Raw genomic sequence first — 25125 nt, 5'->3', positions numbered from 1 at the left:
CGAAAGCACCTGCGCCCCGACATGGCCGACACCCCCGACGCCCCCGTGACCCCCGACGAGCTCTCCCCCGAGGAGGCGTCGGAGCAGAAGGCCGTGCGGCTCGCCAAGCGCGAGCGCCTGATCGAGCGCGCGGGCGAGGACCTCGGCGGCGGTGCGTACCCGGTCGCCGTCGGAGTCACCGACACGATCGCCGCGGTGCGCGCGCGCCACGAGGGCATCGAGCCGGACGTCCGCACGGGCGAGAAGGTCGGCCTCGCCGGCCGCGTCGTCTTCCAGCGCAACACGGGCAAGCTCTGCTTCGCGACGCTGCAGTCCGGCGACGGCTCCCGCATCCAGGCCATGGTCTCGCTCGGCGACGTGGGCGAGGAGTCGCTGGCCGCCTGGAAGGAGCTCGTCGACCTCGGGGACCACCTGTTCGTCGAGGGCGAGGTCATCTCGAGCAAGCGCGGCGAACTGAGCGTCTGGGTGTCCGACTGGACGATCGCCGCGAAGGCGATCCTCCCGCTCCCGAACCTGCACAACGAGCTCGGCGACGAGACCCGGATGCGCCAGCGCTACCTCGACCTCATCGTGCGCCCGCAGGCCCGCGAGACGGTCGTCACCCGCGCGGCGGTCAACGCGTCGCTCCGCAGCACCTTCACCTCGCACGGCTTCCTCGAGGTCGAGACGCCGATGCTGCAGGTCATGCACGGCGGCGCCTCCGCCCGTCCGTTCGCCACGCACTCGAACGCGTTCGACACCGAGCTCTACCTGCGCATCGCGCCGGAGCTCTACCTCAAGCGCGCCGTCGTCGGAGGCATCGACCGCGTCTTCGAGATCAACCGCAACTTCCGCAACGAGGGCGCCGACTCCACGCACTCGCCCGAGTTCGCGATGCTCGAGGCGTACCAGGCGTACGGCGACTACACGTCGATCGCCGACCTGACCCAGGAGCTGATCCAGAACGCGGCGCTCGCCGTCGCCGGATCTCACGTGGTCACGTGGGCCGACGGCACCGAGTTCGACCTCGGCGGCGAGTGGGACCGCATCTCGATGTACGAGAGCCTCTCGCAGGCCGCCGGCATCGCGATCACCCCCGAGACCCCGATCGTCGAGCTCGAGACGCTCGCCGAGCGCGAGGGCGTCGAGGTGCACGTGCCGACCCACGGCAAGTACGTCGAGGAGCTGTGGGAGCACTTCGTCAAGGGCGGGCTCACCCGCCCCACCTTCGTGCTCGACTTCCCGGTCGACACGTCGCCGCTCGTCCGCGCGCACCGCAGCATCCCGGGCGTCGTCGAGAAGTGGGACCTGTACGTCCGCGGATTCGAGCTCGCCACCGGCTACTCCGAGCTCATCGACCCCGTCGTGCAGCGCGAGCGCTTCGTCGAGCAGGCGCGCCAGGCGGCGGCCGGCGACGACGAGGCGATGCGACTGGACGAGGACTTCCTCCGCGCCCTCGAGCACGGCATGCCGCCCACCGGCGGCATGGGCATGGGCATCGACCGCCTGCTCATGGCGATCACCGGCCTCGGGATCCGCGAGACGATCCTGTTCCCGCTGGTCAAGTAGCCTGGTTCGGCGGCGGAGTAGGTCCCCGCCGCGAACGACGACGGCCTCCTGGCCGGACGGGGGAGACGTGGTCCGCGCATCCAGCATCGTCGCGATCGCCGTCGCGGGCGTGCTCACCGTCGCCCAGTTCGGCGTCGGCACCGTGGTCGCCGGCTCCGTGCTCGCCGACTCGGCGGACCTCGGCACGGCCGTCGCCGACCAGCGCGCGGCCGAGTCGTTCACGCCCGACGCCGTGATCGAGGGCTTCGCCGAGCGGACGGCCATGTCGACCCGCGGACGGGCCTTGTACTACGCCTCGCACCCCTCGGTGGAGCCGACGTCCGGCTTCAACGAGCTCTGCGGCTACGGCGCTTCGGACGAGATCGTCCTGGGCTGCTACACCGGCACCGACATCTTCATCTCGGACGTCGACAACCCCGATCTCGACGGCATCCGCGACGTCACGGCGGCGCACGAGATGCTGCACGCCGCCTGGGTCCGACTCGGCGACGACGAGCGGAGCGAGTTGGGTGCGGAGCTCGAGACGGCGTACGAGGGCCTCCCCGAGGGCGGCGAGATCGCCGAGCGCCTGGAGCTGTACCGCACCGGCGGCCTGGGCGAGCGCGTCAACGAGCTGCACTCCATCCTGGGCACCGAGGTCGCCGACCTGCCGCCCGCGCTCGAGGCGCACTACGCGCAGTTCTTCACCGATCGCTCCGTCGTCGTCGGCTTGAACGAGCGCTACGAGGCCGTGTTCACCGATCTCGAGAACCGCATCACCGATCTGGTCGCCCGGATCGACGCGATGTACACCGACCTCACCGCCCGCGTCGACGCGAACAACGCCGAGTACGACGCGCTGAACGCCGAGATCGACGCGTTCAACACCCGCGCCGACAGCGGTGACTTCTCCTCCGAGGCGGCGTTCGACGCCGAGCGCGCGGAGCTGCTGGACCGCGGCGAGGAGATCGACGCGACCCGCGACGCCATCGACGCGGACATCGCAGAGTACGACGCCCTCCGCACCGAGCTCGAGGGGCTGAACGCCGACGCGTCCGCCCTCAACCGGTCGCTCGAGAGCCGCTGACGCTCGTCCGACGGCCATCCCCGGCTCGGGTACGGCTCGCCCGGGTAGGATCGCCCCATGGACTGGGAGATCTGGAATCAGGGGCTGTGGGCTCTTCTGCCGACCGTCAGCATCGGCCTGATCTTCTGGTACATCATGCGCGCCCTGATCCGCTCCGACCGCAACGAGCGCCGCGCCTACGACCGCATCGAGGCGAAGGAGCGCGCCCGCCGCGGTCTGCCGCCGCGCGACGCCTCCTGACCGACCCCGCGGGGGTGCGGGGCGCGGAAGCGCCCGCCTCCTGCACGCGAGCGACACACGGCGAGGAGACCCGGTGACCCCACCCGACTGGTCGCTCGTGCTCGCCGTGGCCGCGATCGTCGTCGAGCTCGTCGTCCGAGTCGTGGCGGTGATCGTCGTGCCGCGCAACCGCCGCCCGACCACGGGGCTCGCGTGGCTGATGGCGATCTTCCTGATCCCCTACGTCGGCATCCTGCTGTTCCTCTTCATCGGCAGCTACCGGCTCCCGCGCAAGCGCCGGCGCAAGCAGGAGGAGATCAACCGGTTCATCCTCGAGTCGACCGAGGGGATCGACCGCGTCGCGCGCAACCATCCGTGGCCGCAGTGGCTCGAGTCGGTCGTGACGCTGAACCGCAACCTCGGAGCGATGCCGCTGGTCGGCGGCAACGACGCGCGCCTGCAGGGCGGGTACGAGGAGACGATCCGGGCGATGGCGGCCGAGATCGACCGCGCCCGCCGCTACGTGCACTGCGAGTTCTACATCCTCGCCGCCGACTCGACCACCGAGCCCTTCTTCGCCGCCCTCGACCGCGCCGTCGCGCGCGGTGTGACCGTGCGGATCCTGCTCGATCACATCGCGTCCATCCGCGTGCCGGGCTACGCCGGCGGCACCTACCGCCGGCTCCGGGCGCTGCGGGACGCCGGGGCGCACTGGTCGTACATGCTGCCCGTGCGCCCGTGGCGCGGCCAGTACCAGCGGCCCGATCTCCGCAACCACCGCAAGCTGCTGATCGTGGACGGCAACGCCGCCTTCATGGGATCGCAGAACGTCGTCGACTCGAGCTACAACAAGCGCGGCAACATCCGCCGCGGCCTGCACTGGCACGACCTGATGGTGCGCCTCGAGGGGCCGGTCGTGCAGGGTTTGAACGCGATCTTCATCACCGACTGGTACAGCGAGACGGACGAGCTGCTCCTGCGCGAGTCGGAGCCGATGGAGGCCCTCCAGCAGCGCGACACGATCGACTGCCAGGTCGTGCCGAGCGGGCCCGGATTCGCCGGCGAGAACAACCTGCGCCTCTTCCTGGCCCTGCTCTACTCGGCGCAGAAGTCGATCATCATCACGAGCCCCTACTTCGTGCCGGACGAGGCGATGCTCTACGCCATCACGACGGCGACCCGCCGCGGTGTGCACGTCGAGCTGTTCGTGTCCGAGATCGGCGATCAGGCCGTCGTCTACCACGCGCAGCGCTCCTACTACGAGACGCTGCTGACGGCGGGCGTGCGCATCTGGATGTACCGCAAGCCCACGATCCTGCACGCGAAGCACTTCACGATCGACGACGACGTCGCCGTCATCGGCTCGAGCAACATGGACATGCGCTCGTTCACCCTGAACCTCGAGGTCTCGCTGATGGTGCGCGGCTCCGAGTTCGTCGAGGACCTGCGCCAGGTGCAGCAGGACTACCGCGAGCACTCGCGCGAGCTCACGCTGCGGGAGTGGCGCGGTCAGCCGCTGCGCTCCACGATCCTCGACAACCTGGCGAGGCTCACCTCCGCCCTCCAGTGACCCTTTCGGGGTCGAGCCGAGGAACCCTCACCTCTTGTAGGCTCCGAGCGACGGCGCCTCCGTGGCGGCCGTGCTCACGATCGGAGTCGCCACCGTGGTCCCACGCCCCGTCCTGCAGAACCCCGCGAGCATCCCGCTGAGCGCGGGGGCGCGCACCGTCCGGCTGCGCGGTGCCGACGGGATCGCCGCGCTGCGCCGGTCGATCGACGTGGACGTCCCGTCGCCGCCCGCCTTCCGGATGGACCTCGCCGTCGCGGCGTTCGACGGGGTGCGGATCCTGCACGTCGTCTCGACACCGCTCGTGCTCCGCTGGCCGAACGACCGCGTCGTCGAGGCGGCGACGATCTTCGTGCTGCCGATGGAGGGCGAGCTGCTGGTCGAGTCGGAGGCCGGATGCGCGACGGTGTCGGACGGCGTCCTCATCCTCTCGGCCGACGTCCCGGTCGTGGTGACGGCCTCGCGCCCCGTGCGGTTCCTCCTGCTGCGCCTCGCGCTGCCCGCCTCCGAGCGGCCGCGCCGGGCGGAGCCGCCGCGCCGTCTGCCGCCGTCGCCCGTGGCGCTCACGGCCCGCTCCGTACTGCGCGCCGTCCTCGCCGACCTCGACATCGCGCACGCGGTGCAGGCCGACTACCTCCGGGACGCAGTGCAGCGTCTGGGCCGGGTGCTCGACGGCGAGCGTGCCGACGCACCCGCCGAGCGGATGGGCCTGCACGACATGGTCGACGCCGCCGAGCAGGTCATCCGGTCCGACTACACCGACCCGACGCTCGACCCCGGAACCGTCGCGCGCCGCTGCCGCGTGAGTCTGCGGACCCTGCAGAGGGCCGTCGCCGACGAGCGGGGCACGACGCTGCGCGACCTCCTCTCCGCCGTCCGCACCGAGAACGCGCTCCGCATCGTCGCCGGGCCCGAGGGGGCGGAGCTCCCGCTCAGCGACGTCGCGCGGCGCTCGGGCTTCTCGTCGCCCGAGCGCCTGCGGCGCGCGATCGCCACCGAGACCGGGCTCTCGCCCAGCGAGTACCGCCGCCGCCTGCGCCGGGAGGAGCGCGCGGTCGGCTGAGTGCGGCACCGTCGACCGGCGCGCACTCTCGCTCCTCCGCCCTTCGGGCGCAAGGCCCTGTGCGCGTCGAGGGCGTCGGCGTAGCGTCGATCACTCCTCTGCACCGCTGCACCCGGCCCGCCTCGTCGCGCCGGGTCCGAGAAGGGATCGACATGACGGCATCCGGAACCACGCGCATCCTCATCCTGGGCGGCGGGTACGTCGGCCTCTACACGGCCTGGGGGCTCGAGAAGCTCCGCGGCCTCGCTCCGATCGACGTCACGGTCGTCGAGCCGAACCCCTACATGACCTACCAGCCGCTGCTGCCCGAGGTCGCCGGCGGCCACGTCCAGCCGCGCCACGTCACCGTGCCGCTGATCTCGGCGCTCAAGCGCACCCGCGTCATCCGCGGGGCGATCACCGGGGTGAGCCTCGAGGAGCGCACAGCGTCCGTCGCCGCGCTCGACGGGTCCACGCGCACGCTCCCGTTCGACCAGGTGGTCTTCGCCCTCGGCGCCGTCACGCGCACGTTCCCCACCCCCGGCCTCGCCGAGCACGGCATCGGCTTCAAGACGCTCGAGGAGGCCGCGCACCTGCGCGACCGCGTCATCGAGAGCATCGCCCGCGCCGCCCTCACCACGGACCCGGCCGAGCGCCGCCGCCTGCTCACCTTCGTCTTCGTCGGCGGCGGCTACACCGGCGTCGAGGCCCTCAGCGAGCTGCTCGACCTCAGCCGACGCACCCTCGCGGCGCAGCCGTCGCTCTCGATGGGCGACGTGAGCTGGCACCTCGTCGAGGCCCTCGACCGCGTGGCTCCGGAGGTGGGCCCCGAGCTCTCGAAGTGGACGCTCGAGCACCTGCGCGCCCGCGGCGTGAACGTGCACCTGAAGACCACCATGCCCTCGTGCGAGGACGGCGTCGTCGAGCTCTCGAGCGGCGAGCGCATCCCGACCGCCACGCTCGTGTGGACGGCCGGCGTCAAGCCGAACCCGATCCTGGAGGCGACGGACGCGCCGCGCGGTCCCCGCGGCCACGTCATGGCCGACGCCCGCCTGCGCGTGATCCGCAAGGACGGCACGCCCGTCCCCGGAGCCTGGGCGGCCGGCGACGGCGCGCAGGTCCCCGACCTCACCGCCGAGAAGCAGCCGGCGTACTACCCGCCGAACGCTCAGAACGCGGTGCGCCAGGCCAAGCTCCTCGCGCGCAACATCATGGCCGACCTCACCGAGGGGCCCGTCGAGGAGTACCGCCACGTCTCGGTCGGCACCGTCGCCGAGTACGGCATCGGCAAGGGCGCGGGCGTGATCAAGGGCGTGAAGCTGCGCGGTCCCCTCGCCTGGCTCGCCCACCGGGCGTACCACGGCGCGGCCATGCCGAGCCTGGACCGCAAGTGGCGCGTGATCTCGGGCTGGATCGTCGATGCGATCGGCTCGCGCGATCTCTCGCCGATGAGCGCGATGCAGGATCCTCGGCGCGCGTTCCGCGAGAGTGCGGAGGCGACCGATCGGGCGGCGGCGGCGAAAGCGGCGCAGAAGACGGCGGACGAGGCCGTCGAGGAGACGAGCGGGGCCGAGAAGGCGAGTGCGGCGAAGGAGTAGCGGCCTGCCGGTCCGTCAGGCCCGGCGCCGGGGCTTCAGCCGGACCGACGGCAGCGTCGGCGCGGGGAGCGCGGGGCCGTCGTAGCCGGCGACCGCGCCGAACGGACCGGAGGGGTCGCTCCCCGCGATGACGTCGGCCTGCCAGCGCTCGCGCGCGGCGGCGACGTCGTCGTGGCTGCGCCCGACGAAGTTCCACCACATCACGAGGTCCTCCTCGAACGGCTCGCCGCCGAGCAGCATCACGCGCCCGCCGCCCTCGCCCGCCGAGAGGCGGAGTGTCGAGAGCCCGGGCGCGACGTAGCCGAGATCGGCGCGCGCCACCTCGATGCCCTCGACCTGAACGGGGCCCGCGTCCACCAGGACCCCGTGCTCCCAGGCGGCGTCGACCGGCAGCTCGAGGGAGGCTCCGGGCTCGAGGTCGATCTGCGCGGCGAGGAGCGGGGTGAACGTGCTCGCGGGGACGGACGCGCCCAGCATCGCTCCGACGACGACGCGGACCACGGCGCCCGGCAGCTCGACCCGCACGCCGCGGTGGTGCTCGAAGAACGGCGCGACCCCCAGCGCGCTCTCCGGCAGGGCGACCCACAGCTGCACGCCGTGCAGCACGGGCGCGCCGCCGGTCGAGACCTCGGAGTGCGAGATCCCCGTGCCGGCGGTCATCAGGTTGAGCTCGCCGGGCCGCACGAGCTGGTGGCTGCCGACGCTGTCGCGATGGTCGATCTCGCCCTCGAAGAGCCAGCTGACGGTCTGGAGACCGGTGTGCGGATGCGGCGGAACGTCCATCCCGGCCTCCTCGCCCAGGGTGACGGGGCCGTAGTGGTCGGCGAAGCACCAGGCGCCGATCGTGGAGCGAGAGCGCTGGGGGAGGGTGCGGCGCACCTCGATGGCGCGCGGGCCGCCCAGGGGCACGAGGCGCGCCTCGAGGATCTCGACCGGCGGAGTCCGGATCGACTCGGGCTCGGCCGTCGTCCCGCGGGCGGAGGGCACCGGGTGCTCGTCCGGGTGCTTCTCCAGGTTGCTCATGCGGGAAGTGTATGCCTCTGCATGGAGCTGCGGAGGAGGGTCACGGGACGCTGCACGCGGGCTCGACCGGCTCCGGCGAGAGGGGGCGCTGCGGGCGCCGCGACCGCGGGCGCCCTGACCGCGGGACCCTCCACCGGCGTCCCCGCCTCGGGCACCTCGATCGTCGTCGCGTCGTCCTCCCGCGCGCCCGCGATCGCGTCGGCGACGCTGCGGTGGACGAGCTCCGTGTCGGGCTGCTCGGGGACGGTCAGGGGCAGGCCGAGCTCCACCCGCACGAACGGGTGCTCGCGGGCGGCGACGGCCAGGCGGGCGAGCGCGGGGAGGGAGGAGGCCGGCAGGCTCGTCGAGACGTTCTCGCCGCCCGCGCGGGCGATCGCGCCGAAGCGGGTCAGGACGGTCAGCGGGTCGGCCTGGCGGAACAGGGCGGCCTGCAGGCAGCCCTGGCGCTCGGAGCGGTCGGCGTCGGAGGTGTTCACGCGCGAGCGGGCGAACCAGAGCGCCTCGCCGCCGTCGAGATGCTGCAGACCGGTCGCGATCGGCGGGCCGTACTCGACGGGACGGCCGCTGCCGTCGTCGGGCACTCCGGCCTGCAGGACGGGGCGGTTCACCACGACCGAGACCCCGCCGAGGGCGTCGACGAGGTCGACGAAGCCGGTCATGCGGATCGAGACCGTGGCCGAGACGGGCAGACCGGTGTAGCCCTCGACCGCGTCCCGCATCGCGTCGGCGCCGGGGTCCGCGCTGCCGGGGTAGAGCTCCGGATGCTCGAGGCCGTACTGGTAGGTGTGGTTGATGCCGCAGCCGGCGATGCAGCGGGTGCCCTGCGGGAGCGCGCCCGCGAGCGCCGAGTCCGCGGGGTAGAGGAAGTTCGACGCGGTGCGCGGGATCCCGAAGAGGACGCTCCGCCCGGTCACGGCGTCGACGCTGACGAGGGTCAGGGAGTCGGGCAGCAGCACCTGGTCGCGCAGCGGATCCTCGTCGATCCCCATCAGCAGGATGTTGTAGCGGCCGTCGACGGGCTCGGCGCCGGCGCCGGAGGCGGAGATCGCGGTCAGGAGGCGGTGCTGGGCCGAGACGGTCGAGACCCACCAGGTCGTCGCTCCGAGGGGCGCCAGGACGGCCAGCACGGTGACCACGGCGAGGGCGGGAACCGGTGCGGGGCCCTGCCGGGCGAGGAGGGCCGCCGCGATCGGACCCGAGGCCCAGAACACCCCGATGAGCGCCCCGACGACGCCCAGCAGCAGCAGCGCCCGGGTGTCGGTGGCGAGACCGACGAGGGTGCGGGGATCCCGCAGCACGACCGCCGCCGTCAGGGCGACGACCAGCACGGCGACGACGGCTGCTCCCGCTCGGACGATCGCCGCCCGGGGTCGGCCGAGCATCCGATGGCCGAGCCCGGGCACGACGGAGGCGAGCACCGCCAGCAGTGCTCGCCCCGTGGTCATCGGGGCGCCCGGACCGGAGTGCTCGCGCACCTCGGGCTCGGACGCCCCTTCGTCGCGCGTCAGGCGCTCGCGCTGCGGCGTCGGGCGACGACGAGGCCGCCGGCGAGGAAAGCGCTGCCGAGCAGTGGACGGGTGGTGCGGTTCATGCAGACGGTTCCCCGGGATGACGACGCGCCACCACTGCGGCAGCGCATCGCCATCCTGCCGTCGCGGAACGCCGTGCGCATCCTCCAGAGGACGGACGGTGCGCAATCGAGACGTCGCGTCCCGGAGCCCTCGTCGGCGACCCTCCGCGATCGCCCTCACGCCCAGGGCGAACAGGGGGTCCGACCCGGGGGAGCGCTGGTTACAGTCGTCTCTATCGGAGCCCACCCCTGCGGGTTCCGTAGGGAGTGACAGCATGTTCGAGAGATTCACCGATCGCGCACGGCGCGTCGTCGTCCTGGCCCAGGAAGAGGCCAAGATGCTCAATCACAACTACATCGGCACGGAGCACATCCTGCTCGGGCTGATCCACGAGGGCGAGGGAGTGGCCGCCAAGGCGCTCGAGTCCCTCGGCATCTCGCTCGACGCGGTGCGCGAGCAGGTCCAGGACATCATCGGCCAGGGGCAGCAGCAGCCGACGGGGCACATCCCCTTCACGCCGCGCGCCAAGAAGGTGCTCGAGCTCTGCTCCGCGAGGCTCTGCAGCTCGGCCACAACTACATCGGCACCGAGCACATCCTGCTCGGGCTCATCCGCGAGGGCGAGGGCGTCGCCGCGCAGGTGCTCGTGAAGCTCGGCGCCGACCTCAACCGCGTGCGCCAGCAGGTCATCCAGCTCCTCTCCGGCTACCAGGGCAAGGAGCAGGTCGCGGTCGGGGGAGAGCAGCAGCAGCCCCAGGGCGGCTCGCAGATCCTCGACCAGTTCGGCCGCAACCTCACGCAGGCCGCGCGCGACAACAAGCTCGACCCGGTCATCGGGCGCGAGAAGGAGATCGAGCGCGTGATGCAGATCCTCTCGCGCCGCTCCAAGAACAACCCGGTCCTGATCGGCGAGCCCGGCGTCGGCAAGACCGCCGTCGTCGAGGGCCTCGCCCAGGCGATCGTGCGCGGCGACGTGCCCGAGACGCTGAAGGACAAGCAGCTCTACACGCTCGACCTCGGCTCGCTCATCGCCGGTTCCCGCTACCGCGGCGACTTCGAGGAGCGCCTGAAGAAGGTGACGAAGGAGATCCGCACCCGCGGCGACATCATCACCTTCATCGACGAGATCCACACGCTCGTCGGCGCAGGGGCCGCGGAGGGCGCGATCGACGCCGCCTCGATCCTCAAGCCGCTGCTCGCCCGCGGCGAGCTGCAGACGATCGGCGCGACCACGCTCGACGAGTACCGCAAGCACTTCGAGAAGGACGCCGCTCTCGAGCGCCGCTTCCAGCCGATCCAGGTGGCGGAGCCGTCGCTCCCTCACACGATCAACATCCTCAAGGGCCTGCGCGACCGCTACGAGGCGCACCACAAGGTTTCCATCACCGACGGCGCCATCGTGTCGGCCGCGAACCTGGCCGATCGCTACATCAGCGACCGCTTCCTCCCGGACAAGGCGATCGACCTGATCGACGAGGCCGGCGCGCGCCTGCGCCTCTCGATCCTGTCGGCGCCCCCGGAGCTGCGCGACTTCGACGACCGCATCGCCGTCGTCCGCGCCGCGAAGGAGGCCGCGATCGAGGACCAGGACTTCGAGAAGGCCGCCTCGCTCCGCGACGAGGAGAAGCAGCTGCTCGGTGAGCGCCTGCGCCTCGAGAAGCAGTGGAAGTCGGGCGACGTCAAGGCGACCGGTGTCGTCGACGAGGGCCTGATCGCCGAGGTCCTCGCCCAGGCGACCGGCATCCCGGTGTTCAAGCTGACCGAGGAGGAGTCCTCGCGGCTCGTCTTCATGGAGAAGGCGCTGCACCAGCGCGTCATCGGTCAGGAGGAGGCCATCGCGGCCCTCTCGCGCACCATCCGCCGCACCCGCGCCGGGCTCAAGGACCCCAAGCGCCCCTCCGGGTCGTTCATCTTCGCCGGCCCCACGGGCGTCGGCAAGACCGAGCTGGCGAAGGCGCTCGCCGAGTTCCTCTTCGACGACGAGAACGCGATGATCTCGCTCGACATGTCGGAGTACGGCGAGAAGCACACCGTCTCGCGGCTGTTCGGCGCCCCTCCCGGGTTCGTCGGCTTCGAGGAGGGCGGCCAGCTCACCGAGAAGGTCCGCCGCAAGCCGTTCAGCGTGGTCCTCTTCGACGAGATCGAGAAGGCGCACCCCGACATCTTCAACTCCCTCCTCCAGATCCTGGAGGAGGGACGCCTGACCGACGGTCAAGGCCGGGTGGTCGACTTCAAGAACACCGTCATCATCATGACCACCAACCTCGGAGCGCGCGACATCGCCGGCGGCCCCGTCGGCTTCCAGATCGAGGGCGACAACGCCACCGGCTACGACCGCATGAAGGGCAAGGTCAACGAGGAGCTCAAGAAGCACTTCAAGCCCGAGTTCCTCAACCGCGTGGACGACACCATCGTCTTCCCGCAGCTGTCCAAGCCCGAGCTGCTCCAGATCGTCGACCTGTTCATCAAGCGCCTGGGCGACCGTCTGCTGGACCGCGACATGACCGTCGAGCTGACGCAGCCGGCGAAGGAGCGCCTCATCGAGGTCGGGTTCGACCCGGCCCTCGGTGCCCGCCCCTCCGCCGCGCGATCCAGCGCGAGATCGAGGACCAGCTGTCCGAGCAGATCCTGCACGGCCAGCTCGGCTCCGGAGACCACATCCACGTGGACTTCGCCGAGGGGAAGTTCGTCTTCACGACGACTCCGCGCCTCATCTCGATCAGCGCCGGTGCGACGACCGGAGCGGCGACCGCCGGCCCGGCGACGCCCGACCTGATGGCGTAGCACGCACGACCACGACGAGCCCGTCCCTCTCTCCGGAGGGGGGCGGGCTCGTCGTCGTTCCGGCCCCGTGCTCACCAGGACCTGCGTCCACCAGGCCCTACGCTTGTCCGATGGCCGATTGGAAGTACCCGGTGCGCCGGGCCCGCACGAGCGACGTCCCCTTCATCCAGGAGCTGAGCGAACCCCTGGTCAACGAGCGCATCCTGCTCGGGAAGGACCGCGTCGTGCTCTACGGGGCGGTGCAGGAGTTCCGCATCGCCGAGGACGGCGAGGGCAACGCCATCGGATGCGGCGCCCTGCACGTCATGTGGGACGACATCGCGGAGGTGCGCACCCTCGCCGTCGCCGACGGCTGGCTCGGCCGCGGCGTCGGCCACCACATCCTGGAGAGGCTCGAGAACGACGCCCGCGAGCTCGGGCTGAAGCGCCTGTTCTGCCTGACCTTCGAGGTCGACTTCTTCGCGCGGCACGGGGTACTCGCCCATCGGCGAGAAGGTCGTCGACCCCGAGGTGTACGCCGAGCTGCTGCGCTCGCCTGACGAAGGCGTCGCCGAGTTCCTCGACCTGGCGCGGGTGAAGCCGAACACGCTCGGCAACACCCGCATGCTCAAGACGCTCTGACGGCTGCGGCGTCGTAGCCTGTTCCGGTGACTCCGCCACCCCGCCGCCTGCCCTCCGCGGTCTACCGCAGGCGCAGGGCGGGGGTCCTGCTCGCCCTCCTCGTGATCGTGGCGGGGCTGGCGGTCGTGCTGTCGCTGCAGCCCTGGGCCGGATCATCGCGCGCGGGCAGTGCGAGCCCCACGGCCACTCCGCTGCCCACGCTCTACCCGTCGTCGATGCCCGCCGCGTCCGGGGCGGTCCCCGACTGCACGGCCGACATGGTCGCGGTCACGGCGGTGACGGACGCGACGAGCTACGCCTCCGGGGAGAACCCGCAGCTCTCGCTGTCGCTGGCGAACATCTCGAACTCGGACTGCGTCATCGACGCGGGGACCTCGCAGCAGGTCTTCACCATCACGAGCGGCTCCGACCCGATCTGGACGTCGACGGACTGCCAGATCGGCGCCTCGATCCCGAGGTCCTCCTGCAGGCGGGCCGGACCGTGACCGGCAGCCCCATCACGTGGGACCGCACCCGCTCTTCGCCCGACACCTGCTCCGGCGGGCGGGAGGCCGTCTCGGCCGAAGGGGCGGCCTACGCTCTGTCGGTGTCGATCGCGGGGATCCCGTCGGGGTCGACGACGCAGTTCCTGCTGCAGTAGTTCTCGCCCGTCCGACGGACGCGGCCCGCCACGTCGCGCGCCTACGCTCGGGAGCATGAGGGCGATTCCCACCGGTGTCCTGTCCGCCGTCACCGCAGCCGGGCTGCTCCTCGCTCCGCTGCTCGCCGCGCCCGCCGCGTCGGCGAGCGGTCTCGTGGCCGGAGTCGACGACTTCCGCTTCTCGGAGTACTCGGCCGACTTCGTGCTCGACCGCGACGACGAGGGCCGCTCGACGCTGACGACCGAGGAGACCTTCGTCGCCGAGTTCCCGCGGAACCAGAACCGCGGGATGCAGCGCGCGATCCCGCTCCGCTTCGACGGGCATCCGACGGACGTCGAGCTGGTGTCGGTGACGGACGAGGACGGAGCGCCGCGTCCGATCGAGACCGAGACGGAGGACGATGTCCTGATCGTCACGAGTGCCTCCGACGACTACGTCGCGGGTGAGCAGACGTACGTCTTCACCTACCGGCAGCGCAACGTGACCCTGCCCGCCTCCGGCACTTCGAGCGGAGAGGACGAGTTCTACTGGGACACGAACGGCACCGCCTGGCGGCAGCCGTTCGACGACTACCGGATCCGGATCGAGCTCGGCCCAGGGCTCGCGGAGGCGGCGACCGGCACGGCCTCGTGCTACCGCGGTGCCGCCGGCTCGACGGAGGGGTGCGTCCTCGAGGAGGGGGACTCGGTGGTGACGGCGACGGGCGCTGATCTGGCGGCCGGCGAGAACGTGACCGTCGCGGTGGGCTTCGCTCCGGGCACCTTCACTCCGCGGGACGACAGCTACTTCGCCTCGGCGTGGGGGTGGGTGCAGCTGGTCGGACTGGTGGCGCTGCTGGCGCTCCTCGCCGCGGCGGCGCACCGCAGGGCGACGGTGCTGAAGGACGCGCCGGGGCGGCCGACGATCATCGCCGAGTACGAGCCGCCGCTGCAGGGGCTGTTCCTGTCGGCGCAGCTGCGGTCGAAGACCACCCGGGCCGCGGCGGCCGCGCTGGTCGACGCGGCGGTGCGGCGCTTCGCGCGGATCGAGGAGATCGAGGGGCCCAGGGGGAAGCCGGCCTTCCTGCTGCGGGTGCTCGATCCGGCGCAGGTGTCGCTGCGGGGCGCCGGTCGACCGCGGCCCTGGCGGTCGACGAGCAGCGCTTCCGCGACATCGCGTTCGGGCCCTCGCCCGCGCCGGGTGCTGTTCGCGACCTGTCGGACAAGGACAAGGAGTTCGGCAAGGCGGTCACGGGGTTCCTGAGCGCCCTGCCGAAGCGGCTGGAGGAGGAGGGCCTGCGGCGTCCGGGGACCGTCCGCGGGTCGGTGTGGCTGATCCTGGCCACCGTCGTGGCCGCGATTCTCGCGGTGGTCGGCGGTGCGGGTCTGCTCGTCGCGTCGCTGGGCGGAGCGCTGCCGTTCGTCCTGGTGCTGGTCGCGATCGCGGTGGGCGCGACGGTGTGCGTTCTTCTGGCGAAGGTGCCGCTGACCTCTGCGGGGGCGGAGCTGCGGGACCATCTGCGCGGGTTGGAGCTGTACCTGAAGCTGGCGGAGGCCGACCGGTTCGCGATGCTGCAGTCGCCCGAGGGGGCGCAACGGAGCCGGCTCGGTCCGGTGGAGGTCGTGGAGGTGACCGAGCGGCTGCTGCCGTGGGCGGTGCTGCTCGGACTCGAATCGGAGTGGGCGAGCGCGCTGGCCGTGGCGTACGAGCGGGCGGGTGAGGACCCGGTCTGGTACTCGGGGTCGAGCGGGTTCCACGCGGCGGCCTTCGCGGGCAGTGTGTCGTCGTTCTCGTCGTCGGCGTCGAGCTTCGTGGGCTCGTCGACGAGCTCGTCGAGCGGCGGTGCCGGAGGGGGCGGCAGCTCGGGGAGGCGGCGGCGGGGGCGGCGGAGGCGGCGGGGTCTAAGCGCCCTGCATCCTCGATCGAGGGCCGGAGCGGCCCTCCGGGATGCGCTCCGGCACCGGTACGAGGGCGTGGGTGATCGCGCTCGAGAGGGTGAAGGCGCCGGAGTCGAGGTGCGAGGAGTGCCCGAGGCGGGTGGCCTCGTTGGCGCGCTGCTTCGCTCCGGAGGCGGGTCGGATGTCGCCGGAGAGGCTGATCTCGCCGAACGCGGCGATGCCGGGGCGGAGCGGCGTGTAGGCGTGGGCGGAGGCGATCGCGACGGCGATGGCGAGGTCGGCGGCGGGCTCCATCAGCTTCACTCCACCGACCGTCGAGACGTACACGTCGCAGCGCCGCAGCGGGATGCCCGCCTGCCGTTCGAGGACCGCGAGGATCATCGCGACGCGGGAGGCGTCGACTCCGTTCGTCACCCGGCGCGGGTGCTCGCCGTCGTTGGCGATGACGAGGGCCTGGATCTCGACGGGCAGGGCGCGCCGCCCCTCCATCGCCACGGTGACGCAGATGCCCGGGGTGGGGAAGCGGGTACGCGACAGGAAGAGGCCGCTCGGATCGGGGATCTCGGCGATGCCCTCGGCGGTCATCTCGAAGCAGCCGACCTCGTCGGTCGGGCCGAACCGGTTCTTGAGCGAGCGGACGAACCGCAGTGCCGTCTGGCGGTCGCCCTCGAAGTGGCAGACCACGTCGACCAGGTGCTCGAGCAGGCGCGGGCCGGCGATCGAGCCGTCCTTCGTCACGTGCCCGACGAGCACGAGCGGAAGCGCGCGCTCCTTGCAGACCCGGATCAGGGTGGCCGCGACCTCGCGGACCTGGCTCGGGCCGCCGGGCAGGCCGTCGACGGTGTCGCTCGCGACGGTCTGCACCGAGTCGACGATGAGGAGGTCGGGCTGCACCTCGTCGATCTGACCGAGGACCGTCGCGAGGTCGGTCTCGGCCGCGAGGTAGAGGCTGTCGTGCATCGCTCCGGTGCGCTCGGCGCGCATGCGGACCTGCGCGGCCGACTCCTCGGCGCTGACGTAGAGGACGCGCTGGCCCTCGGCGGCGGCGCGCGACGCGACCTCGAGCAGCAGCGTCGACTTGCCCACGCCGGGCTCGCCCGAGAGCAGGACGACCGCACCCGAGACGATGCCGCCGCCGAGCACGCGATCGAGCTCGCCGACGCCGGTCGGCCGGTGGTGCGCCCCGGACGTGGTGGGGATCTCGGTGATCGGCCGGGCGACGCGCCCCGCGGACGGGGCCACCGCCGCGACCGCGCGGACCAGCCCCGTGCGCTCGGTGCTCTCGACGACCGTGCCCCACTGCTGGCACTCGCCGCAGCGGCCGACCCACTTGGCGGTCGTCCAGCCGCACTCCGAGCAGCGGTAGGCGGCGGTGCGCGTCTTCGAGGCGGCCATGAGGTCCTTCCGGAGCGGGTGGGAGGTGGGGGAGGGGGTCTGCAACGAGGCTAGGAGCCGCCTCCGACATCGGACGTTCCTTCGAACGTGTCTTCGACGATACCGGGCGGCACCGACACGCGAGGGTGCCGCGCCCGCGCCGGGGAGAACGGTGCAGGATCGCCGCCTGTGGAGAGAGGCTCGCCCCGAGCGGCGCGCCGGCGCTGTCGGAGGTCTGCGGGAGGATGACCCCATGGCGTCGACAGTGCACCACCTCAAATCCGGCCGCGCGCTCGGGGTCTCCTGGACAGGTCCGGAGGACGCCGAGCACGTCGTCGTGCTGGCGCACCCCGCCCCCGGCTCGGCCGATCTCGATCCCGACCCCGCGGCGACCGCCCGGCACGGCGTCCGGCTGCTGTCGTTCGACCGCCCCGGCTACGGCGACTCCGAGCTGCTGAACGACCTCGACCAGGCGGGGGCCGGCGCCCCCGCGACCCCCGAGCAGGCCGCCGCCGACATCGCCGAGTACCTCGCCACCATCGGCATCGCCTCCGTCGCCGCCGCGGGCTGGTCGGCCGGTGGCCGCGTCGCGCTCGCGCTCTCGGCCAACTACCCGGGCCTCGTCGAGCGCGTGGCCGTGCTCGCGACTCCGGCGCCCGACGACGCCGTGCCGTGGGTCGGCGACGAGAACCGGGCGATGCTCGAGTCGCTGCGCGCGCTGCCGGTGGCCGACGCCGTCCAGACCCTCCGCGCCGCGCTCGAGCAGGCGTTCGGCCCGGCTCCCGCTCCGGCCGCCCTCCTCGGGATGCTCGGCGCGAGCGAGGCCGACGCCCCGCTGCTCGAGGCGCCCGGCGTTCGCGACCGCCTCCTCCGCATGCTCGGGCGAGCCGCTGCCCAGGGCGCCACCGGCATGGCCGCCGACATCATCGGCTACACGCTGCTCGACTGGGGCTTCGCGGTCGACGCCGTCGCCTCGCCCGCGCTCCTGCTCTACGGAGCCGAGGACGCCGAGGTCGGGCCGCCTCCACGGCGAGTGGTACGCCGCCCGACTGGCCGACTCGCGCCTCGAGGAGGTCCCCGGCCGCGGACACCTGCTCGCCGTCTCGGAGTGGGACCGCGTGCTCTCGTTCCTCCTGCCCGCGGTGGTCTGACCCGTCCGGCCCCTCGATCCCGCGCCGATTGGCGCGACTTGTGAGCGTCGCGTACACTCGACCCCGGTACCGTGTCCGAGCGGCCGAAGGAGCATGTCTCGAAAACATGTGTGGGCTTGCGTCCACCGTGGGTTCAAATCCCACCGGTACCGCCACTGTCGAAGGCCCCCTGCTTCCCGGAAGCAGGGGGCCTTCGTCGTTCCCGGTGTACGAGATCCATATCGGGAGGTCGAGTCGCTTCCGAGTGAGCCCGTGAGCTGCGATGGAGTAGACGTACGGTCCCGGTTTGGTGCCGAGCTCGTGGATCCTGTCGGCGAACTCGATGCAGAGATCGCCCATCCGCACCGCTCGTCAGGTCACCGCGAGCGAACACCACGACTTGGGCGGAGACTCGTGCGATGGACTGCGCCTCCAGAGGCCGACTGGCTATGCGGTGATCCTTGGCAAGAAGGACGAACCCCGCGTCGGTTCCTTCGCTGATCCACTCCTCATCCCGCATGCCCTGCGCCCGGTGGTCGCCGAATTCCTCGGCCAGAGTGCGCGCGTCCCATCCGGCGGCTCGCAACCTCCCGATCAGCGCTCTCTGGCCGAGTGATCTGTCGAGGAGGAAGCGAGCCACCGGCACGTCACGCCGCCTTGAGGATCAGAGACTTCACTTCGGCACGCCGAAGTCCGAAGTCGTCGGCGACATCCTCCATCGGCTCGCCACCTCGAACCCGACTGACGATGTCCTCCACGCGCACGCCGATTCGATCGACCGTCGGCTGACCGGCGTTCCGATGCGGGTCGACGACCACATCCACCGCTTCGAAGGCGGGGAGGCGAACGGCGTCAGCGAATCCCCCTCGGTAGGTGATGTGCTGCAGGAACTCGGCGACCACCTCGTTGAACACGCCTTGATGATTGCGAACGACGACCAGCTCGTTCTCCCCGTTCCGGTAGGGGATCTCGGCGCCGTCGGTCTGGAGGCGCTCGCTGAGAAGAGCGTGCTAGAGGCCGATCTCCTTCCGAAGGACTTCGATCGCCGGTCGAATCCTGGCCATCGGAAGCCCGACCCGACGGAAGGACTCGATGATGAAACCTTCGGCGAGGGCCGCGAACGGCACCGTCAGCCTGCGCCCGTCGGTCACTCCTGTGAGAAGAGGGGCGCTCCACCCCCACTCACCGGCGGTGCGCTGGGGGAAGCGATGACCGTGCGCCCACCGCGCGAACGATGAAGCGGGAGCCTGAATGATGCCTGCCGCTTCGCTCTGACCGTAGATCGGCGTCAGGACGCCGGATCAGTGAGCTGCGTTTGCATGCAAACAGGTGAGACGCGCACGAGTGCGGATGGAGGTCGAGCGCGGAAAGGCGCCTCGTGATCGTGGAACGGGGTTCTACGGCCGGCGGCGGGACGACGCCGCGTGCGCGAGGAGCGTCGCGACGACTCCGACGGCCACGCCGATGGCGGTTTCGAGGGCGCGGTCGCGGAGGAGGACGAGCTCGTCGGTGCGGTGGGCCAGCTCGACCATGAGGATCGCGAGCGGGGTCACGAAGGCCAGGGTGAGTCCGTAGTTGCGTCCGACGAAGAGCTCGGCGAGGACCTGGAGCAGGACGACGACGGCGATCGTGGCGAGCGGCGACAGGGGGAGGGCGAGGAGGGCGGCGGCGATCGCGACTCCGACGACGGTGCCGAGCATCCGGTGGCCCGCGCGGACCAGGCGGGCGGTGACGTCGGCGCCCGAGACGGCGGCGACAGCGGCGACCATCGCCCAGTAGGGGTGACCGAGGCCGGTGGCGGTGGGGATCGCGCCCGAGACGAGGACGACCGCGCCGAAGCGGAGCATCGCGGCGCGGGTCGTCGAGCGGGCGGCGGCGGCGCGGAACGAGGTGCGCCACGGGGTCGGCGGGAGGCGGCGGGCGCTCGGGGCGGCGACTCCCACCACTCCGACGAGGAGGGCGAAGGCGGCGGACGCGGCCGAGAGGAGGAACGCCTCCGGGATGCGCGAGGCGTCGGTGGGCACGGAGGCGCACGCGGTCACGGCGAACACGGGGAAGAGGGGGCCCGGCGGGTGCCAGTGCAGGGCATCGGTGAGGTAGGCGGCCGCCACCGCGACGGCGACGACCACGGGGATGATCAGCCACTCGCGGGCGGGGGAGAGGGCGACGGCGGTGCCGATCGTGACCGTCGCGACGAGGTAGCCGGCGGCCGAGAGCTGCATCCACAGGCGCGGGCGGTGCGTGTGCTGGCGACCGTAGAGCGCCGTGAAGGCGCCGAAGGTGGCGTAGAGCGCGAGATCGGTGCGCCCGAAGGCCCAGAGCACGAGGAGCGGCACGGCCATCGAGACGCCGGCGCGGATCGCGACGCGGTGGGCGCCGGCGTGCGGGCCGAGGGCGACGAGCTCCTTGGGGTGCGGGAGTGGGGGCAGGAGGGTGGTGGGCACGGCGTCCTCTCGGTGGGTGGATCCGAGCGGCGGCGGCCGGAAGTGGTTCACGGGTGAACCGGATATACTTTACTCGTGAACGATCGAGAGAGTCCAGCCCGCGACGCCGTCGACGAGATCCGGGCCGGCTGGGCGATGCTGCGGCCCGAGCTCGATACCGAGGCGGTCGACGTGATCGGCAGGCTGATCCGCGCCTCCGCGCTCGTCGTGCGGGCGACGGAGGAGCGGCTCGCCGCCCACGGACTCACCCGTGGCGAGTTCGACGTGCTGACGACGCTGCGGCGGGCGGGGGAGCCGCGGTCGCCGAGCGCGCTGCGGACCATCGGACTCGCCTCCGCTCCCGCGATCACGAAGCGGCTGCACGCGCTCGAGACGCGCGGGCTCGTCGTGCGGTCGGCGAACCCGGCCGACGGGCGGGGGGCGCTGATCGCGCTGACCGAGGACGGCGTCGAGCTGATCGACCGGGCGTTCCCCGAGGTGCTCGCGGTCGAGCGCGAGCTGCTGGCGGGCGTGTCCGCGGCGCAGCGGGCCGAGGCGGCGCGCTCGCTCCGCGCGGTCCTCGCGAGCGTGGAGTCGGCGCACGAGCGCTGAGATCCTCGGCCTCCGCTCCGCCGTGCTCGCTACCGTGGGAGCATGCGCCTGACCTCCAGCTTCACTGTGGCCACCCGGCCGCCGCTGCTGCAGCTGGTCAAGACGGCCGTCGCCACCGTGGTCACGTGGGGTGTCGCGGCCGCGATCTTCCCCGGCACGCTGCCGGTGTTCGGCGCCATCGCGGCCCTGCTCGTCGTGGCGCCGAGCGTGAACCAGTCGTTCGCGAAAGCGCTCGAGCGCAGCGTCGGGGTGATCCTGGGCGTCGTCCTCGGCTCGGTCATCGGCACGCTCTTCGGCGGCGAGAGCGTGATCGTGCTGATCGCGATCGTCGCGGCGATCGCGGTGGGCTGGGCCGTGCGGCTGACGCCGGCGTCGGCGGTGCAGATCCCGATCAGCGCGATGCTCGTGCTCTCGGTGGGCGCCGTCACTCCGAACTACGCGTTCGACCGCATCGTCGAGACGCTGATCGGGGCGGCGGTCGGAGTCGTCGTCAACGGTCTCATCGTGCCGCCGGTGGTCCTCGGTCCGGCCGAGCGGGCGGTGGGCGACCTGACGGCCCAGGTCGCCGCGGCGCTCGACGACCTGGGCGACGCCCTGCAGACCCCGGTCGAGCGGCGGCGGCTCGACGAGCTGCTGATCAACGCGCGGCTGCTGCAGACGATGCAGCTGAAGGCCGAGGCCGCGATCGCCACCGGGGAGGAATCGCTGCGGCTGAACCCGCGCCGCTCCGCGCACCGCGACCGGCTCGAGGCGCTCGACTCCGTCACTCCGCGGCTCGCCAGGATCGTGACCCGAGTCCGCGGCATGACCCGGACCGTGCACGACCTGTACGACGTGGAGCTAGTGCGCGAGCCGACGATCTCGGACATCGCCGTGCAGCTGCACCGGGCGGCGCACGACCTGCGGCTGCTGGTGCAGTCGGCCGTGGACGTGCCCGAGCCGGAGGCGATCACGGACGAGCTGCCCGCGCTCACCGCGCCGCTCGTGATCGCGACGCCGCATCCGGAGCACTGGATCCTGGTGGGGGCGCTCGCCGAGGACCTGCGCCGGATCCGCGAGGAGATCGTGGGCGAGGAGTCCTGAGGCTCAGCCCGTTCAGCCCCTGTGCGCGTTCTCGGCGTCGTCGTCGCGCAGGGCTGCCGGATCGGTCGCCTCGGCGTGCTGGGTCTTGCCCTCGGCGATGAGCGAGTCGTCGTCGGTGAGGATGCCGACCAGCTCGGTCACGCGACCGCGGGCGGCGCCGAGCGGATCGGCGATCGGAGCGTCCTCCTCGGAGTGGTCGATCTCGTCGTCGGGGTAGCGCTTCAGCTCGGCCTCGCCGCGGTCGGGCTGCGGGGCGCGCGCGTGCTCGACGCAGAGCCGCGCCACCTCCTCGGCGTGCGCGTGCATGACGGAGTGCGCGGCCTCCGGGATCTCCCACGCGCGGGCGAACGGCATCGACCCGGCCAGCTCCTCGATCCACTCCCGGGGCACGAGCCGGTCGTGCTCGCCCCGGATGAGGAGTGCGGACGCCTGGACGCGCGGCACCGTCCGCTCGATCGGGTAGTGCATCATCTCGGGAAGCACCCGCGAGAACCAGCGCGGGCCGCAGAGCAGGTAGGCGCCGGCGGCCAACACGGCCACCCGCCGCGGCTCCCGGAGGCTCGACTGGGCGAAGCGGAGGCCCGCGATCGGGACCCGGCGCTCGTGCCGGTTCATCACGGGGCCCAGCAGCACGATCGTCGTGAGCTCGGGGCGCTGAGCGGCGAGCTCGGCGACGACCTGGGTGCCCATCGAGTGGCCGAGGACGACGGGATCCACGAGCCCCAGCTCGTCGATCACCCGGCCGACGAGCGCGGCGTAGTCCGGAATGGTCATGTGCCGGGCGTGCGGCGGGTGCGGGACGCCGCCGAAGCCGGGCAGGTCGAGGGCGTGCACCGGACCGAACTCGTTGAGCGCGGGGGCGAGGCGCTCGAAGTAGGTGGCGGCGACCCCGATGCCGGGGACGAGCACGAAGGTGCGCTCGCCCGTGCGGCCGACGGTGCTGACGCGGGCCCAGACGTCCTCGTGGTGGATCCGCTGGACGGAGACGTCGGTGCGTCTGTAGCGGCGGCGCGGATCGCGGCGGCGGGAGCGTGCGGTGGCGAACGCGTCGCGGAGGCGGGCGCGGGCGCCGAGGGCGACCGAGGGGAGGCTTCGGGGCACGGGCGCCTCCTTCGACGGCGGGGTGGTCGCAGTGAGCCTAGGGGCTCGCCGGAGCCCTCAGATGAGCATGTCCTCCGAACGGTGGAGGATCAGCCGCGCGGGGCCGAGGTGGAGGACGCCGTTGCCCAGGGGCGCCGTGCGCACGCCGCCGCGTCGCCGCAGGGCTTGGTGGGCGCCGGGTGCTAGGGCGGTGTTCATCCACGCGCACGGGTTGGCCGGCCGGCCGCCCTGGAACTCGATGCGCTGATCGTCCTGCTCCAGCGCGAACGTGCGGCCCGCGAGGGCGTCGACGTCGGCGCCGCGGAGGGTGATGTTCCTGCGCGCGTCGGCCGGGTCGAAGGGCCCTGCTCCGAGTTCGGCGGCCGCGTGCTCGAGCGACTCGATCGCGAACAGGGTAATCGCCGCGGTGCGGTGCGCCCGCTGGGCGAAGTAGCGGTCGCCGACGATGCCGAGGCCGGCGCGGATCTCGATCCGATCGGGCTGCTCGTTGCCCTCGAACGGGATCGCCCCGTCGGCGGGCCGGCCCTCGTAGCGGTGCAGCGGCGACACGACGAAGCGCACGATCTCGATCGAGGCGGCTTCCATGCGCTCCACGCTACGCGGGCTCGGCACACGGAAGGGGGCGTCGGGACGTCTACGAACGCTGATCCTGTCGCCCGGGGAAGTCGACCTGCACCTCGGCGGTGTCGGCCTGCTCGCCGCATCCGTCGCCGTTCGGTTCCCGGATCCCGCTCCACTCGACCGGGTGGTCCGCGTCGAGCACCGTGCGGCCCGCGAAGTCGACGGCGCTGACCGCGATCTCGTCGGGCAGCTCCTGGGCGATGCCGAGGAGCCACGGTCCGCCCACGTTGTGCGTCCTGAAGTACTCGCGCATCTCGTCGTCCGCAGCGACGTCGGACGCCGTCGAGCAGGTGTCACCGGCGCAGACGGTGACATCGGCCACCTCCTGCAGCCCCGGACCGCTGCCGACCACGAGGACGGAGTTGTGCCAGTAGCTCTCGGCGCAGGAGATCCCGGCGGTGGTGCAGCCGCCCAGGGCGAGTACGAGCAGGAGCGCCGCACCCGATCCCGCTCCGCGCCCCATGCCTCCGGCAGTAGGTCTTCCCGGCGTCCGGCGGCAGGCCTACAGTGAGCCGCGATCCCCGATCCTCTGGAGGCGCCGTGTCCCTCGTCCGCGTGCACAACTTCTCGGTCTCGCTCGACGGCTTCGGCGCCGGAGAGGGGCAGACGCTCGAGTCGCCGTTCGGCCACGCCGGGCACCGGCTGATGGGCTGGGCCACGCCCACCCGCACCTTCCGCGACATGGGGCTGCCCGGTGACGGCCCCGGCTCGCGCGGAGTCGACGACGCCCTCGCGAGCGGCTGGGGCGAGGGCATCGGCGCCGAGATCATGGGGCGCAACAAGTTCGGCCCCCAGCGCGGGCCGTGGGAGGACGAGGACTGGCGCGGCTGGTGGGGCGAGGACCCCGTCTTCCACACGCCGGTCGTCGTCCTGACGCACCATCCGCGCCCGGTCCTCGAGATGGCCGGGGGCACGAGCTTCCACTTCGTCGACGCCGACCCGGTGACCGCGCTTGCGAGGGCGCGCGAGCTGGCCGGCGGTCTCGACGTGCGGATCGGCGGAGGCGTCGCCACGGTGCGGCAGTTCCTCGAGGCGGATCTGATCGACCACCTGCACGTGGTCGTCGTGCCGATCGTGCTGGGCCGCGGCGAGCGGCTGTGGGACGGGCTCGAGGGGCTGGAGGAGCGCTTCGACATCGAGGCCGTGCCGTCGCCGTCCGGAGTGGTGCATCTCGTGATGGAGCGGAGGGCCCGGTAGCCGCGTCCCGACTACTCTGGGGAACCAC

At 72.3% G+C, this 25125-nt stretch carries 23 protein-coding genes, 1 tRNA gene and 3 pseudogenes; 17 read left to right on the top strand and 10 right to left on the bottom strand.

The window, feature by feature from the left end:
- The first annotated feature begins 21 nt into the window (after window positions 1–21).
- The 6 genes from lysS to AC0CID_RS10425 all read left to right on the top strand — a co-directional run bounded on the left by lysS (window position 22) and on the right by AC0CID_RS10425 (window position 7040).
- Window positions 22–1548 (top strand): lysine--tRNA ligase, encoded by a 1527-nt coding sequence (gene lysS, locus AC0CID_RS10450; protein ID WP_465226753.1) that lies wholly within the window; start codon window positions 22–24, stop codon window positions 1546–1548.
- Between the two features lie 67 nt (window positions 1549–1615).
- A complete protein-coding gene (locus tag AC0CID_RS10445) occupies window positions 1616–2614 on the top strand; it encodes a zinc ribbon domain-containing protein (protein WP_465226752.1) in 999 nt (332 codons plus the stop codon).
- Between the two features lie 57 nt (window positions 2615–2671).
- A complete protein-coding gene (locus AC0CID_RS10440) occupies window positions 2672–2854 on the top strand; it encodes a hypothetical protein (RefSeq protein WP_465226751.1) in 183 nt (60 codons plus the stop codon).
- Between the two features lie 73 nt (window positions 2855–2927).
- Window positions 2928–4403 (top strand): cardiolipin synthase, encoded by a 1476-nt coding sequence (gene cls, locus AC0CID_RS10435; RefSeq protein ID WP_207407711.1) that lies wholly within the window; start codon window positions 2928–2930, stop codon window positions 4401–4403.
- A 61-nt stretch (window positions 4404–4464) separates the two neighbouring features.
- Window positions 4465–5463: a helix-turn-helix domain-containing protein gene (locus AC0CID_RS10430; RefSeq protein WP_465226750.1), complete on the top strand. Its 999-nt coding sequence runs from the start codon at window positions 4465–4467 to the stop codon at window positions 5461–5463.
- Window positions 5464–5615: 152 nt separating this feature from the next.
- The gene (locus AC0CID_RS10425) at window positions 5616–7040 is read left to right on the top strand and encodes an NAD(P)/FAD-dependent oxidoreductase (protein WP_465226749.1); all 1425 of its coding nucleotides are present in this window, start codon (window positions 5616–5618) and stop codon (window positions 7038–7040) included.
- 15 nt (window positions 7041–7055) lie between these two features.
- Here the strand turns inward: AC0CID_RS10425 and AC0CID_RS10420 are convergent, their stop codons facing one another.
- Together AC0CID_RS10420 and AC0CID_RS10415 are read right to left on the bottom strand one after the other, a co-directional pair.
- Window positions 7056–8063: a pirin family protein gene (locus AC0CID_RS10420; protein WP_465226748.1), complete on the bottom strand. Its 1008-nt coding sequence runs from the start codon at window positions 8061–8063 to the stop codon at window positions 7056–7058.
- Window positions 8060–9508 carry an LCP family protein gene (locus AC0CID_RS10415; RefSeq protein WP_465226747.1) on the bottom strand — a complete coding sequence of 483 codons (1449 nt, stop codon included), beginning with the start codon at window positions 9506–9508 and terminating at the stop codon, window positions 8060–8062. Before AC0CID_RS10415 ends, AC0CID_RS10420 begins: the two co-directional genes overlap by 4 nt.
- Before the next feature lie 400 nt (window positions 9509–9908).
- Here AC0CID_RS10415 and AC0CID_RS10410 point away from each other — a divergent pair.
- The 6 genes and pseudogenes from AC0CID_RS10410 to AC0CID_RS10385 all read left to right on the top strand — a co-directional run.
- Window positions 9909–12417, top strand: a pseudogene (locus AC0CID_RS10410) (ATP-dependent Clp protease ATP-binding subunit).
- Between the two features lie 110 nt (window positions 12418–12527).
- A pseudogene (locus AC0CID_RS10405) lies at window positions 12528–13038 on the top strand (amino-acid N-acetyltransferase).
- Between the two features lie 26 nt (window positions 13039–13064).
- The gene (locus AC0CID_RS10400) at window positions 13065–13523 is read left to right on the top strand and encodes a hypothetical protein (RefSeq protein WP_465226746.1); all 459 of its coding nucleotides are present in this window, start codon (window positions 13065–13067) and stop codon (window positions 13521–13523) included.
- On the top strand, window positions 13520–13678 hold the full coding sequence (locus AC0CID_RS10395) for a hypothetical protein (RefSeq protein WP_465226745.1): 159 nt from the start codon (window positions 13520–13522) through the stop codon (window positions 13676–13678). Before AC0CID_RS10400 ends, AC0CID_RS10395 begins: the two co-directional genes overlap by 4 nt.
- 55 nt (window positions 13679–13733) lie before the next feature.
- Window positions 13734–14921, top strand: coding sequence for a DUF2207 domain-containing protein (locus AC0CID_RS10390; RefSeq protein ID WP_465226744.1), 1188 nt, complete (start codon window positions 13734–13736; stop codon window positions 14919–14921).
- Window positions 14831–15292: pseudogene (locus AC0CID_RS10385) on the top strand (DUF2207 family protein); the annotation flags it as partial. The gene AC0CID_RS10390 and the pseudogene AC0CID_RS10385, both read left to right, overlap by 91 nt.
- A gap of 267 nt (window positions 15293–15559) precedes the next feature.
- Here the strand turns inward: AC0CID_RS10385 and radA are convergent.
- Window positions 15560–16951, bottom strand: a complete 1392-nt coding sequence (gene radA, locus AC0CID_RS10380) for a DNA repair protein RadA (RefSeq protein ID WP_207408009.1) — start codon at window positions 16949–16951, stop codon at window positions 15560–15562.
- Window positions 16952–17183: 232 nt separating this feature from the next.
- Here radA and AC0CID_RS10375 point away from each other — a divergent pair, with 232 nt between their 5' ends.
- Together AC0CID_RS10375 and AC0CID_RS10370 are read left to right on the top strand one after the other, a co-directional pair.
- Window positions 17184–18125, top strand: a complete 942-nt coding sequence (locus AC0CID_RS10375; RefSeq protein ID WP_465226743.1) for an alpha/beta fold hydrolase — start codon at window positions 17184–17186, stop codon at window positions 18123–18125.
- Between the two features lie 21 nt (window positions 18126–18146).
- Window positions 18147–18236, top strand: a tRNA-Ser gene (locus AC0CID_RS10370).
- Here the strand turns inward: AC0CID_RS10370 and AC0CID_RS10365 are convergent.
- The 4 genes from AC0CID_RS10365 to AC0CID_RS10350 all read right to left on the bottom strand — a co-directional run bounded on the left by AC0CID_RS10365 (window position 18215) and on the right by AC0CID_RS10350 (window position 20504).
- Window positions 18215–18700, bottom strand: a complete 486-nt coding sequence (locus AC0CID_RS10365) for a PIN-like domain-containing protein (protein ID WP_465228081.1) — start codon at window positions 18698–18700, stop codon at window positions 18215–18217. The genes AC0CID_RS10370 and AC0CID_RS10365 overlap by 22 nt on opposite strands.
- A 7-nt stretch (window positions 18701–18707) precedes the next feature.
- Window positions 18708–18974, bottom strand: a complete 267-nt coding sequence (locus AC0CID_RS10360; protein ID WP_465226742.1) for a DUF433 domain-containing protein — start codon at window positions 18972–18974, stop codon at window positions 18708–18710.
- Between the two features lie 96 nt (window positions 18975–19070).
- Window positions 19071–19343, bottom strand: a complete 273-nt coding sequence (locus AC0CID_RS10355; protein ID WP_465228080.1) for a hypothetical protein — start codon at window positions 19341–19343, stop codon at window positions 19071–19073.
- A 114-nt stretch (window positions 19344–19457) separates the two neighbouring features.
- Window positions 19458–20504, bottom strand: a complete 1047-nt coding sequence (locus AC0CID_RS10350; RefSeq protein ID WP_465226741.1) for an FUSC family protein — start codon at window positions 20502–20504, stop codon at window positions 19458–19460.
- A gap of 75 nt (window positions 20505–20579) precedes the next feature.
- Between AC0CID_RS10350 and AC0CID_RS10345 the strand changes: the two genes are divergently transcribed.
- Both AC0CID_RS10345 and AC0CID_RS10340 read left to right on the top strand, forming a co-directional pair.
- Window positions 20580–21095 (top strand): MarR family winged helix-turn-helix transcriptional regulator, encoded by a 516-nt coding sequence (locus AC0CID_RS10345; protein ID WP_465226740.1) that lies wholly within the window; start codon window positions 20580–20582, stop codon window positions 21093–21095.
- Window positions 21096–21137: 42 nt separating this feature from the next.
- A complete protein-coding gene (locus AC0CID_RS10340) occupies window positions 21138–22178 on the top strand; it encodes an FUSC family protein (protein ID WP_465226739.1) in 1041 nt (346 codons plus the stop codon).
- Between the two features lie 12 nt (window positions 22179–22190).
- On the opposite strand, the gene AC0CID_RS10335 is transcribed toward AC0CID_RS10340, so the two are convergent.
- From AC0CID_RS10335 to AC0CID_RS10325, 3 genes are read right to left on the bottom strand one after another with little or no spacing between them, the layout of a single operon-like run.
- Window positions 22191–23279 (bottom strand): alpha/beta fold hydrolase, encoded by a 1089-nt coding sequence (locus AC0CID_RS10335; protein WP_465226738.1) that lies wholly within the window; start codon window positions 23277–23279, stop codon window positions 22191–22193.
- A 57-nt stretch (window positions 23280–23336) separates the two neighbouring features.
- Window positions 23337–23864, bottom strand: a complete 528-nt coding sequence (locus AC0CID_RS10330) for an MOSC domain-containing protein (RefSeq protein WP_465226737.1) — start codon at window positions 23862–23864, stop codon at window positions 23337–23339.
- A gap of 49 nt (window positions 23865–23913) precedes the next feature.
- Complete coding sequence (locus AC0CID_RS10325) at window positions 23914–24363, bottom strand: hypothetical protein (protein ID WP_465226736.1); 450 nt, start codon at window positions 24361–24363, stop codon at window positions 23914–23916.
- Between the two features lie 77 nt (window positions 24364–24440).
- Here AC0CID_RS10325 and AC0CID_RS10320 point away from each other — a divergent pair, with 77 nt between their 5' ends.
- Entirely contained in the window at window positions 24441–25097 is a 657-nt protein-coding gene (locus tag AC0CID_RS10320) for a dihydrofolate reductase family protein (protein WP_465226735.1), read from the top strand.
- The last annotated feature ends 28 nt before the right edge of the window (window positions 25098–25125 follow it).

This window comes from Rathayibacter sp. AC451 (assembly GCF_979253095.1).
Note: the sequence above shows the minus strand (reverse complement) of the source record. Positions and strands in the feature narration are given on the sequence as shown.

Excerpts from the sequence above, each read along its gene's own strand:
- AC0CID_RS10340 (WP_465226739.1), top strand. The coding sequence starts at position 21,138 with ATGCGCCTGACCTCCAGCTTCACTGTGGCCACCCGGCCGCCGCTGCTG.
- lysS (WP_465226753.1), top strand. The coding sequence starts at position 22 with ATGGCCGACACCCCCGACGCCCCCGTGACCCCCGACGAGCTCTCCCCC.
- AC0CID_RS10390 (WP_465226744.1), top strand. The coding sequence starts at position 13,734 with ATGAGGGCGATTCCCACCGGTGTCCTGTCCGCCGTCACCGCAGCCGGG.
- AC0CID_RS10415 (WP_465226747.1), bottom strand. The coding sequence starts at position 9,508 with ATGACCACGGGGCGAGCACTGCTGGCGGTGCTCGCCTCCGTCGTGCCC.
- AC0CID_RS10440 (WP_465226751.1), top strand. The coding sequence starts at position 2,672 with ATGGACTGGGAGATCTGGAATCAGGGGCTGTGGGCTCTTCTGCCGACC.
- AC0CID_RS10325 (WP_465226736.1), bottom strand. The coding sequence starts at position 24,363 with ATGGGGCGCGGAGCGGGATCGGGTGCGGCGCTCCTGCTCGTACTCGCC.
- AC0CID_RS10425 (WP_465226749.1), top strand. The coding sequence starts at position 5,616 with ATGACGGCATCCGGAACCACGCGCATCCTCATCCTGGGCGGCGGGTAC.
- AC0CID_RS10375 (WP_465226743.1), top strand. The coding sequence starts at position 17,184 with ATGGCGTCGACAGTGCACCACCTCAAATCCGGCCGCGCGCTCGGGGTC.
- AC0CID_RS10420 (WP_465226748.1), bottom strand. The coding sequence starts at position 8,063 with ATGAGCAACCTGGAGAAGCACCCGGACGAGCACCCGGTGCCCTCCGCC.
- radA (WP_207408009.1), bottom strand. The coding sequence starts at position 16,951 with ATGGCCGCCTCGAAGACGCGCACCGCCGCCTACCGCTGCTCGGAGTGC.
- AC0CID_RS10330 (WP_465226737.1), bottom strand. The coding sequence starts at position 23,864 with ATGGAAGCCGCCTCGATCGAGATCGTGCGCTTCGTCGTGTCGCCGCTG.